Source organism: Limnohabitans sp. DM1 (assembly GCF_001269385.1).
Classification (GTDB): Bacteria; Pseudomonadota; Gammaproteobacteria; order Burkholderiales; family Burkholderiaceae_C; genus Limnohabitans_A.
The window spans coordinates 11,990-28,743 of record NZ_CXOO01000026.1 but is presented as its reverse complement, the minus strand read 5'-3'; the positions used below and the strand labels follow the sequence as shown (position 1 = coordinate 28,743).

At 60.6% G+C, this 16,754-nt stretch carries 1 protein-coding gene (cut by a window edge); it reads left to right on the top strand.

All coding sequences use genetic code 11. From position 1 onward, the window contains the following. Window positions 1–16,754 carry the end of an Ig-like domain-containing protein gene (locus AMM33_RS22420; protein WP_090140947.1) on the top strand. Its footprint begins 17,290 nt before the window's first position, so 16,754 of the gene's 34,044 nt are visible here — the last part of the coding sequence; its start codon lies off the left edge, out of view; it ends in the stop codon at window positions 16,752–16,754.

The following is a 16,754-nucleotide window of genomic DNA, read 5'->3' as shown; positions in this document are numbered from 1 at the left end:
CAAACGGCACTTGGACAGTGAGCAACCTCACGGGCATCCATCTGGGTACAAACAGCTTTGCCGCCATGCAGATCGATGCCAACGGCAACGGCAGTGCCATGTCCAATATCTGGACCGTTCAAACGCCCAGCAACATGCTGACCAACGGTGATTTTGAATCATCAGGTGGCTTCACGACCGCATTGACACAGGTTGCCGGTAACGTTTTCACCAGCGGCACGGATACCTACCGCATCTTGACGGCCGCAGAAGCCAACGTGGGCCAAACGCCATTGAATGTCACCACGGGTATCAACTCGACCCCTGTGGCTTGGGGCAATGGACTTGGCACATGGAGCAAAGTTTTCAAAACAGGGCAGAACCAAGCTGAGGCAGGTAATCCCAACGGGTTCATCACAGGCAATGTGCTGCAAGGTCAGGTTGGCAGCGGTGAAAAAGAGATTTGGGCCACGACGGTCACGGTAGAAGCCGGCAAGACTTATCAGTTCAACATGAACTATGCGAGCCACTTTTTCGTTGTGCCGATGAATCTGACCATTGATGGGTCCACCATCCACTTTGTCTCACCATACAACGTTGCACCGTCAGAGGCTGGCCGCTTGACGGTCACGTACACCGCACCCAGCAGCAAAACCATCACCCTGAGCGTGAAGGCTTCGCACTCAGCAGCATCTGGCGGTGATTTTGTGATCGACAATTTCAGTTTTAACCAATCATCTGAGCCCAATATGCTGCTGTCTGGCGGTGTATTCGGTGGTGCCACATCCAATCCCGACACGCTGTCCTATAAAGTGGGTGCACTCGACGCGTTGGAAGGTAACGACGCCATCACCGTCACAACCAGTAACCTGCAAACGGTGCTGGCCAATGGCGGTTACATCGACGGTGGCTCGGGCCTGGACACCCTCAAGCTGGTCGCTGGCACCACCCTCGACCTGATCGCCCTGACGAACAACCAAACTGTCAAGACACTCCAGGAAATCGAAGTCTTTGAGCTGCAAGGCACCAGCACCGTTACGCTCAACGCCAACAATGTGCTCAGCCTGGGCGGCACCGAGCTGACGGGCTTCAGCTTCACCGCCACTACCCAAACCGCGCTGGGCAACATCGCCGCCACCGGCAGCACCAGCAGCGCGGGCAAAGTGCAGTTTGTGGTCAACGGCACCCTGACCGACACGGTGGACATGACCGGCCTGGCCGTGGACGGCGTCACCGGCACCGCAGGCGTGCAAGGCAACACGGGCCTGACAGGCCAGTGGGACTACAAAGGCCAAGTGGCTCTGGGCAGCAAGACCTACAAAATCTACGACCACAGCACCACACAAGCTCAGCTGCTGATCGAGCTGCCCATCAACACGGTCATTGCAGGCCCCGACGCGCCCAAGGCCATGCTCGACCCCACCAGCGACAGCGGCGACCAAGGCGACAGCAGCACCAAAGACAGCACGCCCACCATCAGCGGCACCGGCACCCCGGGTGACACCATCACCGTCAAAGACCCCAGTGGTGCCATCATGGGCACAGCCGTGGTCGCCACCAATGGCAGCTGGTCAGTCACCCCCACCACAGCACTGCCTGAAGGCCCACAGACCCTGAGCGTGACCGCCACCGACCCCGCTGGCAACACCAGCGCACCGGCCACACTGCCCATCACCATTGTGGACAGCTCTCTCAACACGGTCACGTTCTCCAGCATGACCAAGGACAGCAGCCTGGCCGCTGCCCACGCCGACTGGACCACCAACGACGCCAGCGCAGGCCGCCTGCTGTCCGGTCACATCGACCGTGCGCTGGCCACTGGCGAGACGGTGCAAGTGTTTGCAGACGGCCAACTCATTGGCAACGCCGTGGTCAACGGCACCGAATGGGCCATCACCGACACCAACGGCTACAGCGCCAACTGGACCTACACCGCCAAGGTGGTGTCAGCCGCAGGTGTGGCGGGGCCTGTGACCACACAACGGGTCACCACTGACTTGGTGGAAAGTGCACCGGTCATTACCGAGGTCAAGGACTCGGCAGGGGTCAGCGTCGGTGTTGACGGCACGAGCGACACGACGGGCACTGCCAACACCCTGGCCAGCGTCAGTGGCACAGCCGTGGCAGGTGCTGCGGCGGCGGGTTCCAAAATTTACCTCTACGACAACCTCTACAGCAATTTGGTGGGCACCGCCATCGTGGACGCCAACGGCAAATGGAGCGTGACCTCGTTGACAGGCACCTACCCCGGCAGCAACACGTTTTCTGCGATTCAGGTTGACGAACAAGGCAATCAAAGTCTGGGCTCCAACCTGTGGACCGTCAAAGCCGGGGCCAGCGAATTGCTGACCAATGGCGATTTCTCGACCACGACCGGAAGCCCCGGCTTTACCAGCGATCTGGTCAAAACTTCAAGCTACCCCTTGGGGGGGTGGAACGCCTATTCATTGGGCGATTGGCTGCCCACCAGTTCGGGTGCAACAACCTCCTCGAGCGGTCTGAAACCTTATTCATTTGGCACCTGGTCCACCCAGTACGTGGCAGGCAATACCAACCCCGACGGCACCATGACCAACCCCGTCATGCACGGCGAGTATTCCAACGCGACTGTGGGCACCATTTGGAAAACCACAGTGCCGGTTGTGGCAGGGCAAACCTACACATTCAAGCTCGATTACATCAACACCAATTTCCCCAATCGCTCCGACCCCAACTACTGGTGGGTAATCGCAGAAAAAGCGCAGCAGTTGGGCATGGTGATCGATGGCGAACTCATCGAGTTTGTGACTGGCAATGCCAACGGCTTCAATGAAAGCGGCCATTTGACCGTGACCTACACGGCGCCCACCACCAAAACACTCGAGCTGTCCATCACCGCCAAGAGCAACGGAACATCCAATGGTGCCGATTTCTGGCTGGACAACCTTTCCTTCCAGCCCGCAGCACCGGCCAACACCTTGGTTGCAGGGGGCGCGTTTGAGGGTGTCACAGACAACCCGGACACGCTCACCTACACCGGTGGCATGCTGGACAGCCGTGACGGTTCAGACACCATCAGCGCAGGCAGCAACCTGCAAACCCTGCTGACTTCGGGCGGCATGCTCGACGGCGGCGCCAAGGTCGACACCCTCAAGCTGGCCGCTGGCACCACCCTCGACCTGATCGCCCTGACGAACAACCAAACCGTCAAGACCCTCCAGGAAATCGAAGTCTTTGAGCTGCAAGGCACCAGCACCGTCACGCTCAACGCCAACAACGTGCTCAGCCTGGGCGGCACCGAGTTGACCGGCTACAACTTCACCGCCACCACCCAAACCGCCATTGGCAACATCGCGGCCACCGGCTCCACCAGCAGCGTGGGCAAGGTGCAGTTTGTGGTCAACGGCACCAACACCGACACGGTGGACATGAGCGGCCTGGCCGTGGACGGCGTCACCGGCAGCACGGGCGTGGAAGGCAACACGGGCCTGACGGGTCAGTGGGCCTACAAAGGCCAAGTGGTGCTGGGCGGCAAGACCTACAAAATCTACGACCACAGCACCACACAAGGTCAGCTGCTGATCGAGCTGGCCGTCAACACCGTGATTGCAGGCCCCGACGCGCCCCTGGGCAGGATCGACCCGGCCAGCGACAGCGGCACCCAAGGTGACAGCACCACCAGCGACACCACACCGACCCTCAGCGGGGCGGGTGCTACGCCCGGTGACACCATCACCCTCAAAGACCCAGCTGGCACCGTCATCGGCACCGCCACCGTGGCGTCAGATGGCAGCTGGTCCATCACGCCCACCACGGCGCTGCCTGAAGGCGCCCAGACCCTGAGCGTGACCGCCACCGACCCCACAGGCAACACCAGCGCGCCGGCCGCACTGGCCATCACCATCGACACCAGCGCACCTGCAGCACCGGTCGCACCGGCCTCCAAGCTTGACCCCGGCAGCGACAGCGGCACCACAGGTGACGGCATCACCACCGACAACACGCCCACCATCAGTGGCACCGGCGCAGCCGGTTACGTCGTCACGGTCGTCATGCCTGTCACCGGTGAGGTGCTCACCACCACCGTTGCAGCCAACGGCACCTGGAGCGTCACCCCCACAATGGCGCTGCCCGTGGGCACCACAGACGAGGCCACCGTCACGGTCACCGACCCTGCGGGCAACACCAGTGCGCCTGCCACCGTGCCTTTGACCATCGAGGCCCCCGTGGGGCCCATGGTGATCATCACCAGCATCACCAACGACACCGGCACCAGCAGCGCCGATGGCGTCACCACAGACACCACGCCCACCATCAGCGGCAGCAGCGACCAGCCAGGCCGGCCCATCACCGTCACCATCGGTGGCGTGACCTACAACACCATGACCGACGCCAGCGGCAACTGGAGCGTGGACACCGGCGTGGCCACGCCCGCATCGGGCACCTTAGACAAAGCCGTGGGCTTTGCCGATGGACTGCAAGCCATCACCGTCACCCTGACAGGCACAGATGGTGTCACCAGCACCGTCACCGGCTCGGTCACCATTGACAACACCGCGCCCACCGTGCTGGTCACCAGTGTCTTTGGCGACGCCGTGGGCGAATCCGACAAGGGCACCTTTGACGGCACAGAGCGTGGCTACGACACCACCACCTTCACCCTCAGCGCCAGTGTCAGCCCGCTGCCGGTCATCAGCGGCACCACCACCGCCGAAGACGGCCAGACGGTCACCGTCACCCTGGACGGCAAGACCTACACCGCAGAGGCCAGCGCTGGCACCTGGTCGGTCAGCGTGCCCTCGGCAGATGCGGTGCAGCTCAACCATGGCAACAGCTACGCCATCACCGCCAGCGTGAGCGACAAGGCCGGCAACGCCGCCGTGTCCGACACCAACAACGGGGTGATCGTGAACGTTGCCACGCCCGACCTGCCCACCGTGATCGAGCAGATCACTGCCAGCACCACGCCCACCTTGACCGGCATGGCGCAAAAGCTCGATGGCGCCACCGCCATCAACCTGGCCGCTGGCGACTTGCTGACCGTGGTCATCAAAGACACGGCAGGCACCGCTGCACTGGGCACCTACACCCTCACGGTGGGTGGCACCAGCAGCCCCGCAGGCCTGAGTTACGACACCACCACCGGCGCCTGGAGTCTGTTGGTGCCCACGGGCGTGCTCAGCCAGGGCAACAGCTACAACGTGGACGTGACCAGCACTGCAGCAGCCGTGACGCGCCATGACATCAGCAGCAGCGAACTGCTCATCGTCAAGCCACCGGTCATCAGCAGCATTCCCGAAGCCCCCACCGGCAACGCACTGAGCATGACCGAAGTCGCCAGCACCGACAGCGGCCAGACCGCAGGCGGAACCGTGGTCAACGTCAGCATTGCAGACACCGGCGCTGTGGCCGGTCAGACCCTGACCTTGGCCTGGGGCGCTCAGACCATCAGCCATGTGCTGACGGTCGCTGATGTGGCCGCCAAGACCGTGGCCGTACTGGTGCCCACGGCCACCGTGCAGGCCGAAACACCGGTCAACACAAGCGAAACCATTACCGTCACGGCCTCACTGGGCGCAGGCATGACCAGTGCACCGGTCAATGCCCTGATCGACCTCAGCTCGCCCACGGCGCCCACCATCAGCAACTTGACCTGGGCCGCCACGGGTGCTGGCAGTACCAGCGACCTCAAAGGTATTCCTGAGGCCTTCTACGACAAGCACGCAGCAACCTTCAGCGCCATCACCGGCACCGCCAACGACATGACGCTCTATTTGAGCGAAGTGAGCAACACGGCAAACGCAGGCACCATCGTGCGCGTGCAGCTGCCCACAGTGGCAGCGGGCGCCAGCAGCCCCACCGTGGCCGGTGATGCGCTGGCCCTCAAGTGGGGTGACCAGATCATCCAGGTGGGCACCCTCACTGCGGCAGACATCACGGCCAAATACGTCGATGTCACCGTGCCTGTGAGCACCCTGGAGACGCAGCCGTTTGGCATCGTGCCGGTGGTGGCACAGGTCACCAGCGCGGCAACGGGCAATACTTCTGATGCAGCGCCGCTCAACGTCAAGTGGGCCTATGACCTGCCCACCACCGAGTTGACCAGCTTGGCCAATGGCTTTGCCATCAATGGCCGGGTAGGCGGCGAACAACTCGGCTCCAACGGCAACCAGCAGGCATCGGTCAATCTGGGTGATGTGAACGGCGATGGGTACGATGACTTCTCGCTGACCAACCAAGGGGCCACGACGCGCTACATCGTCTATGGCCGCCCCGGCTTGACCACGCTTGAATTGTCGACTTTGGAGGCCGTGGGCAATACCAATGGATTCATAATCACCAACGTCGGCAACTCGTTCAACACCACGGCTGGCGACGTCAACGGGGATGGCTTGAACGACATGGTGATGGGTGGTTCAGACACCAGCTATGTGGTGTTGGGCACCACCAGCAGCCCGGGTCTGACCACACTTGCCGCCTTGGTGCCAGCAACTGCCAGCACCACGGGTTTCAGAATCAACGTTGGTGCGACGATCGACTACGCCTATCACTTCCTTGAATCACGCAGCGTTGTGCGTGACGTCAATGGTGACGGCTTTGACGACATGCTGTTGAACTTCAACTACAAGAACAGTTTCCTGATGTACGGCAGCGCCAGCGGTGCCAACACAGCCATACCCGATGTCACCACCGGAAGTTTCTCCAATGGGTTCTTCATTGACGCTGGCAACTTCGTCTCGGGCGGCAAGGACGCAACAGAAAGCGGTGACTTCAACGGTGATGGTTACGGTGACTTCTTGCAAGTCACCTACGACTTCAACTCTGGTGCATTCAACAAAGCCTATGTGGTTTATGGTGGCGCCAGTCAGTCCGGCTTCAGCCTTGCCAGCCTCAGCACCGCAGGCAGCAGCCGAGGGTTCATGATCAGCGGCATCACTGATACGGGCAACCTGCCCACCATCAGTTTCCAGGGCACAGCCACCGGCGATGTGAACGGTGATGGTCTTGACGACATTATCTTCAACGATGGCACGAGATCCACCTATGTTCTCTTTGGCAAGACCGACAGCGAACCTGTCAACCTCAGTGCTGTTCGTGCAGGCAGTGGTGGTTTTGTCATCCATGGCTCTACAACGGCAAGCAACAACATGGACGTGGACGTTGTGGGTGACTTCAACGGAGACGGTCTGGCCGACATGGTGGTGGGCCACCCCAACATGACCATCAACGACAAGACCACCGGCGGTGCCTACCTGGTCTATGGCCGCACCAGCGGAACGCCGCTGACCATGACCGATCTGGCGGCCTCAGAGGGCTTCCGCATTGATGGCGGCACCGTGTCTGTGCAAATGGGCATGTCGGTGAGCGCCGCAGGTGACGTCAACGGCGACGGCTTTGCTGACCTGATCGTCAACGCACGCCTGGACAGCCCCGACGCTGCACGCGCTTCGGGCGGTGTCTCGCGGGTCATCTACGGGGGTGTGGACCGACTGGAGCCCATGACGTTCCAGGCCGCCAACGGCGACGCCATTGGCACCACTGGCGCCGACACCCTGACCGGCACCACGGGCAACAACCAGATCGTGGCCGGTGACGCCAACGACACCCTCATGGGTGCAGGCGGGGCCGACGTTTTGTATGGCGGCCGTGGTGACGACACCATCGTCATCAACGCCGATAACGTGACCATGCTGATGCGCAGCAGCGGCAATGGCAGTCAGGCCATCGCCCGCATAGATGGCGGCAACGGCATCGACACCGTGCAACTCGACAGCGCCGAGCTTGACCTGTCAAAAGTTGGACAGACGGTTATACAGAGCATCGAACGTTTCAATCTGACGGGCACTGGCACTGTGCTCAAGATGTCGGCACTGGATGTGATCACTCTGTCCGAAAAGAACAACCCCTTCAACACGACCACGGGCTGGACGGCCACAGCCACGGGTGGCCCCGTCAAGTGGGGTGCGGTCAACACCGGTGCTCAAGTGGTGGTGGACGGCACCGCCACCAGCGACCTGTACCTGGCTGGCAGCTGGGTCAACGTGGGCACTGTTGAGCACACCGAAAACGGCGAAACCAAAATCTACAGGGTGCTGGAAGACACCAGCAAGGCCATGGCGCAGGTGCTGGTGGAGAGCAGCGTGCAGCTGCGCCTGACGCCCAACATCCTGAGCAATGCCAATGAGTTGGCAGGCGGCCTGAATGCGACCGAAGCCAACAGCAACGGCGGCACGCCGATTGCCATCAGCCTGAGTGACACCGGCGCAGTGGCTGGCAACACCCTGCAACTGAGTTGGGGCGGCCAGATCGTCAGCTACACACTGACGGCTGAAGACATTGCCGCAGGCACCGCCAACGTGCCTGTGCCCACAGCCACACTGACCGCTGTGACGGCCATGGGTGCAACCGGCAATGTGGTGGCCAGCGTGACGTTGCTCGATGGCAGCACCACCGTGTCGGCAAGCGATCCGCAGACGATTGCGGTGGACTTCATCGTGCCCACGGCGCCCACCATCAGCGCCACGGCCTGGGCTGCTACGGGTGCGGCCAATACCAGCTCGCTCACAGGTATTCCAGAGGCCAACTACTGGTTGCAAACCACGACCATGCAGACCACTGTGGCCAACAACATTGGCACAGACAGCGCGCTCTTTAACTCCGAGATTTTCCTCAACGGCACGGTGCTGCGTGTGCAGTTGCCCATTGGCACCGGTTCGGCTGTTCCACCCAAGGCGGGTGATTCGGTCTTGTTGGCCTGGGGTACGGCCACCCCCATCAGCTATACGCTGACTGCCGCAGACATCACGGCCAAATATGTGGACTTCACGGTGCCAGAGGCCACGATCCGCAGCCAGGGCTATGGTCAGGTGAACGTGACGAGCCGCATCGTCGCGGCCACGGGGGGTGAATCCGCTTTGGCCTCGGTCATGGTGAACTTCGCCTTTGACCTGCCACTGGCCATGCCGGGCAATCCCACCAGCCCCATGTACGGCTACGCCATCAATGGCAACGGACCGCGTACAACCACAGGGGCGGCCAACAACGAATGGTATGCCTCGGGCGCCACCGTGGTGAATGCGGGCGACATGAACGGCGACGGTCTGGACGATGCACTGGTCACTGACAGCACCAACTTCAAGTCCTATGTGGTGTTTGGCCAAACAGGTTTGCCCAAGGTGGACTTGTCGGCCATTGAGGCAGGTGGCAGCACGCAGGGCTTCATGATCGACTCGCCCACTTATTGGGGCTATTACAACTATGGCGCGGCCAGTGTTGACATCAACGGCGATGGCCGCAATGACCTCATGCTCAGCATGTCTCAGCCCGCCTATCCGGATGGCAAGACCAACCGTGTGTTTGTGGTGTATGGCAAGTCCGATGGGGCTGCGGTGCAGGTGAGCAACCTGGAAGCCGGTACAGCCACCAGCCAGGGTTTCATGATCAAGGACAGTGAAAGATTCGCCGGCATGGCTGGACAGTTTTACTACGACTTCAGAAACGCTGCTTACCACCCCTTGGGCGGTGGTGGCTCACCCGCCACCACCGGCATGTTTGATGCCGGTGATGTCAACGGCGACGGCATTGACGATTTCATCGTGGGCGAAAACATGGCCTCGTCGTCATTGGGTCGTGCCTTTGTGCTGTTTGGTTCTACAGGCAATCAGGGCAACATCCTCTTGCCGGCGATGAGCACCAACCCGACATCGATGAGCAATGGTTTCTTCATCAACGGGAGCACCCAGTTTGGCTATAGCACCCAGTACGAATTCGGTACGGTGGTGGGCGGCGGCGGTGACATCAACGGCGACGGCCTGTCCGACTTGGTGGTGTCCCAAACATCCTCCAGCAACGGCGGCTCAGTCTTTGTGGTCTTTGGAAAAAAAGATGGCAACACGCTCAATGCATCTTCTTTGACGGCAGCCGATGGCACCAGTGGTTTCAGGATCACCCAAGCCGTGCAGGGCTTGAGTGCCGACGGTGAAGATGCCACTCCCAAGGTGCAAATTCTGGGCGACGTCAACGGCGATGGCTTGGCCGACATGGCGATCACGCAATTCAACCGGGCCGTGGTGGTGTTTGGCAAGTCTGATGGCGCGGCCATCAGCGCCAGTGCCATTGCCGCCGGTGCAAGCAGCCAAGGTTTTGTCATCACGGGCACCAGCAACGATTCGAGCCTGGGCACCATGGTCAATGTGGGTGACATGAACGGTGACGGCTTGGATGACCTGGCACTGAACACGGCCCGTGGCCATTCATTCATTGTGTTTGGCCAATCCGCTGGCGGCGTCACGGTTGACCTGGGCGTTGCCGATCTGAACAAGTTTGTGCGCCTTGCCAACGAAAATGGCAGTGTCGGCCAGTCCATGGTGGCCGCCGCTGGCGATGTCAACGGTGACGGTTTTGATGACCTGTTGGTGGGCGTGGCCACGGCCGATGGCAACACCGCACAGCTCTATGCCGAAGGCAAGACCTATGTGGTCTATGGCGGTTTCTCTGAAATCACCAACTCGGTCATTCAGGCCAGCAACGGGGACTTGTTGGGCACGACTGCCGATGACTTGCTGACCGGCACGACGGGCAGCAACCAGCTGATTGCCGGTGCGGGTAACGACACCCTGATCGGTGGCGGTGGTGCGGATGTGATGTATGGCGGCCGAGGTGACGATGTGTTCGTGATCAATGCCGACAACGTGGCCATGCTGGCCCGCAATGCGGGCAACAACGCACAGGCTGTGGCCCGCATAGATGGCGGCAATGGCATCGACACACTTCGACTCGATCAAACCAGCCTGGATTTGACCGCTGTTCGCACGCAGGTGATTGATGACATCGACCGCATCGACATGAACGGCAGCAGCAACACCCTGAAAATGGGCAGGCTCGATGTGATCGACCTGGCCAGCGAGAACAACAACTTCAACACCACCACCGGCTGGGTGGCCAGCACCACAGGCGGTGCTGTCAACTGGGGCGCCATCAACCGCTTTGCACAAGTGGTGGTGGATGGTGACAACACCAACTTGCTGACGCTGGGCGGCACCTGGAACAACATTGGCACCGTCGAGAACAATGGCAAGGTCTATAAGGTGCTGCAAAGCGCCATGGGCAGCGCTCAAGTCATTGTTGGCAAAGATATCGGTGTGCTGATGGCCCCTAGCGTGATGACCAGTGCCAATGAACTGGCCAGCGGTTTGAATCTGACCGAAGCCAACAGCAGCAGTGGCACACCGATTGCGGTCAGCCTGAGTGACACCGGCGCAGTGGCTGGCAACACCTTGCAACTGAGTTGGGGCGGTCAGATCGTCAGCTACACACTGACGGCTGAAGACATTGCTGCGGGTACGGCCACGGTGCCTGTGCCCACAGCCACGCTGACCACCGTGACCGCTGTGGGGGCTGCCAATACCGTGGATGTCGGTGTCACGCTGCTCAATGGCAGCACCACCGTGTCGGCATCAGATGCACTGCCAGTGGCCGTCAACTTTGTCGTGCCCACAGCACCGACCATCAACTCGGTGGTCTGGGCGGCTACGGGCGCTGGCAACACCAGCGCAGTCACGGGTATCCCCGAGGCGTCTATCAGTGGTTTTGGCGCCACCTTTGCGGGCATCACCGGTCTGGTGGACAACAAGCTGTACTACAACGAGGTGAGCAATCCCACCAATTCCGGCACCATCATGCGGGTGCAGTTGCCCACAGCCGGTGTGACCGGTGTGACCAATCCGGTACTGGCGGGCGATACGCTGACCATCACCTGGGGAGACCAGGTGATCAAGGTGCCAACGCCGATTGCGGCCACGGACATCACCAACAAATATGTGGATGTGACGATCCCGTTTGCCACCATCGACAGCCAGGCGTTTGGCGATGTGGTGGTGACCGCTGCGGTGACCAGTGCATTGACGGGCAACACCTCGCCAGCGGCCACGGTCACGGTGGACTGGTCCTTTGACTTGCCGCTGGACAGCCTGACGGCTCTGAGCGCTGGCTTTGCCATCAACGGCCCGGCGGCCAACTACCTGCTGGGTTATGTCAACGCAGGGCAGGGCGCCATCAATGTGGGTGATGTCAACGGTGACGGTTATGGAGACTTTGACCTTGTTGACATCCTTGGCTACCACTATGTGGTGTACGGCAAGGCCGGTTTGACCACCGTTGAGTTGTCGAGCATGTCGGCCGTGGGCAATGCCATTGGCTATACCTTCAACAACACGGCTTATTACAACGGACCGGCGGGTGACATCAACGGTGACGGCCTGAACGATGTGGTGATGCAAAACAGCACGACCACCGCTTATGTGGTGCTGGGCAACACCAGGAGCCCTGGTCTGATGACCACGACCACGGCTGGTTTCACGATCAGCAATGGTTACACCATCACGTCGCCCACCACGAACATTTCGGGCATCAGTGTGGTGGGAGACGTGAACGCTGATGGTTATGACGATGTGTTGATCAACTTCAACGCCGCGCCGAACAGTGCGTTCTTGTTGTATGGCAGCTCAGCCAACGTCAACACCACGTTGCCGACGGGTTCTTCGGGCACGTTCAGCACTGGCTTTTTCATCAACAACGGCAACGCCTCCATTCCCTCGGGTGGCGTGCTGGTGTCGGCCAGTGGCGACTTCAACGGCGATGGGTATGCCGACTTTGTTCAGATGAACAACGTGGCCAACACGGCGGGCACTGCCTATGTGCACTTTGGTGGCAGTGCCCTCACAGGCGTCACGTCCAACACGATGAGCGTGGCGGGCACAGGCCGGGGCTTTGCGATTCAGGGGCTGACAGCGACCACGGGCGTTTACACCACGACAGGCGGCGATGTGAACGGTGACGGACTGGATGACATTCTGGTCAATGACGGCGTGAACGCGGCGTATGTGGTGTTTGGCAAGACGGGCGATGCACCTGTGTGGGTGTCAGACCTGGCGGCAGGCAGGGGCGGCTTTACGCTGGCAGGGCAGGCGACCAACGGCATCACCGATGTGGCTTTGGTGGGCGACTTCAACGGCGACGGTCTGTCCGATATGCTGGTGTCGCAGTTCGGCATGCCGCTCAACAGCACTTCAGGAATTGGCCTGGGTTATCTGGTGTATGGCCGCACGGGCACTTCGACCGTGGTCCTGAGCGACATGGCGGCCTCTGAGGGCTTCCGCATCAACGGCGTGTCGCCCAACGGCTATTCGGGCTACACCATTGGCGCTGCGGGCGATGTGAACGGCGACGGCTTTGCCGATGTGCTGATTTCAGCGCCCTTGGACGATCCCAGCACAGGCTCGCGCACAGACGCCGGTATCACCCGTGTGGTGTACGGCGGTGTGGGCCGCATCAACGATATGGTGGTGCAGGTGAGCAATGGCGACGCCATTGGCACCGAGGGTGCCGAGACTTTGACGGGCACAGCAGGCAACAACCAGATCGTGGCCGGTGACGGCAACGACACGCTGGTGGGCGGCGGTGGTGCAGACGTTTTGTACGGTGGACGCGGTAACGACACCATCGTCATCAACGCCAGCAACATCACGGCACTGGGCACCAACACGGGCAACAACGCACAAGCGATTGCGCGCATCGACGGTGGCACGGGCACGGACACGATCGAGTTCACCAATGCGTCGCTGGATTTGACGCAGTTGCGTTCAGTGGCCATGCAGAGCATTGAGCGCTTCAACATGACCGGCACGGGCGCGTCTTTGACGATGAACCTGCTGGATGTGCTGAACTTGTCCGAGAAGAACAACCCGTTCAACACGACCACAGGCTGGACGGCCAGCGCCACAGGTGGCCCGGCCAACTGGGGCACGGTCAACGTGGGTGCGCAGGTGGTGGTGGATGGCACCACGACCAGCGATTTGTACCTGCGTGGCGCATGGGCCAGTGTGGGCACCGTGGAGAACAACGGCAAGACCTACACCGTGCTGGAGGACATGACAAAAGCAATGGCCCAGGTGCTGGTGCATGGCGATGTGAAGTTGCGCCTGACCCCCGCCATCTTGAGCAATGCCAATGAGTTGGCGGGCAGCCTGAACCTGGCCGAGGCCAACAGCGATGGGGGAACGACTGTGCCGATCTCCTTGATGGCTACGGGTGCCGTGGCAGGCAACACGCTGCAACTGAACTGGGGCGGCCAGACCATCAGCTACACGCTGACAGCGGCAGACATTGCCGCTGGCACGGCTAGTGTCTTGGTGCCCACGGCCACGCTGACCGCTGTCACGGCCATTGGCACCACAGCCAATGTGCCCGCCTCGGTGACCTTGCTGGACGGCAGCACAACGCTGTCAACCAGCGATCCGCAGTCGATCCCGGTGAGCTTTGTTTTGCCCACAGCACCGACCATCAATACGGTGACCTGGTCTTCGACGGGTGCAGGCAGTACCAGCACCGTGCAGGCTATTCCTGAGGCATATTTCGACAAGCAGAGTACGACCGCCATTGGCGTGACTTCTTCCTATGTGGACAACAGCCTGACTTACAGCGAGGTGATCGCCAGCGGCAATCCGGGCACGGTGCTTCAGGTGCAACTGCCCACTGCAGGCGTGACGGGCGTGGTCAATCCTGCCCAGGTGGGTGATTTTGTTGTTCTCACATGGGGCAGCTCAAGCATCCGTTCTGCGGCGTTGACGGCCACCGACCTCACCAACAAGTTCATCCAGTTCACAGTGCCTTTGTCGGTCATTGAAAAGGAGGCTTTTGGTCAGGTCACGGTGAATGCTCAAATTGAAAGTGGGACTTCGGGCAATCTGTCGGCTGGCAATCCTGTGGTCGTCAACTGGGCCTATAACCTGCCTGTGGGTGATTTGACCAGTCTGAGCGCCGGTTTCGCCATCAATGGCATGAATGCAAACGAGGGCACAGGGTATGACAACCAACGCTCTGGCGTGGTCAATGTGGGCGATGTCAACGGCGATGGCTACGACGACTTCAGCATCACAAGCGTTGCGGGAGCCAATAAATATGTGGTGTATGGCAAGACAAGTCTCGCCACGGTTGAATTGTCCAGCCTGACGGTTGCGGGCAACACCCATGGCTTTGTGATCAGCGGTACGACCAGCATCAATACCCGTGGTGGTGATGTCAACGGCGATGGCTTGAGCGACATCGTTGTGAAGCAAAACGGCACCACCAGCTGGGTGGTGTATGGCAAGACCAGCAGCCCTGGCCTTTTCAATATCACCAGCCTGGCGGCCAGCGATGGCTTCAAGGTCACGATGGCCGATGTCGGGTCCTTCGGTCACAGTGTTGTGGGTGATGTGAACGGCGATGGCTACGAAGACATCTTGTTCAATCTCTCCAGTGGCAATTACTTGCTGTATGGCAGTTCCAGCAGCGGCACCGTGGCCTTGCCCACTTCGCCAGCTGTGGGCACCACCTATACCAACGGCTTCTACATTGCTCCTGCATCGGGCTTGACTTCTGGCGGTGTCTTGCCCACGGCCAGTGGTGACTTCAACGGTGACGGGTACAGCGATTTCGTGCTCAATGACTACACCACAGGAACGGCCAAGGGTTATGTGTTCTATGGTGGATCAGCGTTGACCAATGTATCGACGGCCTCACTGGATACAGCGGGTAACGGGCGCGGTTTTGCCATCTCCAACTTGAGTTCTGCCAGCACCGCGTATTACGCCACCAACGCGGCTGACGTGAATGGTGACGGCATGGACGACTTGATCGTCAACGATGGCAATGCAAACACCTATGTGATTTTGGGCAAGACTGACAGCAGTCCTGTCAATCTGGCTGCGCTGGGTTCTGGTGGCTTCACCATTCAGGGCAATGCTGGAGGTTCGACCGATTTCGTGAGCGATGTGGATGTGATCGGGGATTTCAATGGCGATGGCCTGGCCGACCTGCTCATCAGCAACACCAACCTGACCGCACAAGGCGTGAAGGTGGGGGGTGCCACGGTCGTGTTTGGCAGGACTTCGACGACCAACGTTGTGCTGAGCGCGTTGACCCCCGACCAGGGTTTCCGTATTCAGGGCATTTCCAGTGACATCAATCTGGGGCAGTTTGGTGCCAGTGCCATTGGCGATATCAATGGAGACGGTTTTGCAGACATCGCCATCACGGCTCGGGTGGATGACCCCGATGCCAGCCGCGCGGATGCAGGTGTGACGCGTGTTGTTTATGGCGGCGTGGACAAGCTCGACAGCATGACGTTCCAGACGGCCAATGGCGATGCCTTGGGCACCACTGCAGCCGACACACTGACGGGCACCGCAGGCAACAACCAGCTGGTGGCCGGTGACGGCAACGACACGCTGATTGGCGGCGGCGGTGCGGACGTGCTGTATGGCGGCCGTGGCGACGACACCTTGGTGCTGAACGCGGACAACTTGGTGCAGCTGGGCATGTCGGGCACGAGCCAGAACATCGCGCGCATCGACGGCGGCACGGGCATCGACACCATCAAGCTCGACGGCACAGGCCTGGTCCTGGACCTGACAGCGGTGGCTGCGACTGCGGTGCACAACATCGAAAAGGTTGACCTGACCGGCAGCGGCGACAACACGCTCAAGCTGAACCTGGGTGACCTGCTGCAGCACGCCACCACCTCCAACGCGTTCAACGCCAGCAACACCACCAGCGGCCTGGCCACCACAGTGAACCGCAACCAGCTGATGGTGGACGGCGACACCGGCGACAAGGTTGTCCTGTCTGACCTGACCAACTGGACCGCCGACGCCACCAACGTCGTCGCGGGCGGCCACACCTACGTGGCCTACAACCACAACACCAGCGCCGTCCAACTGCTGATCGACCAGCAATTGACAGTGACCCAGGTGTAA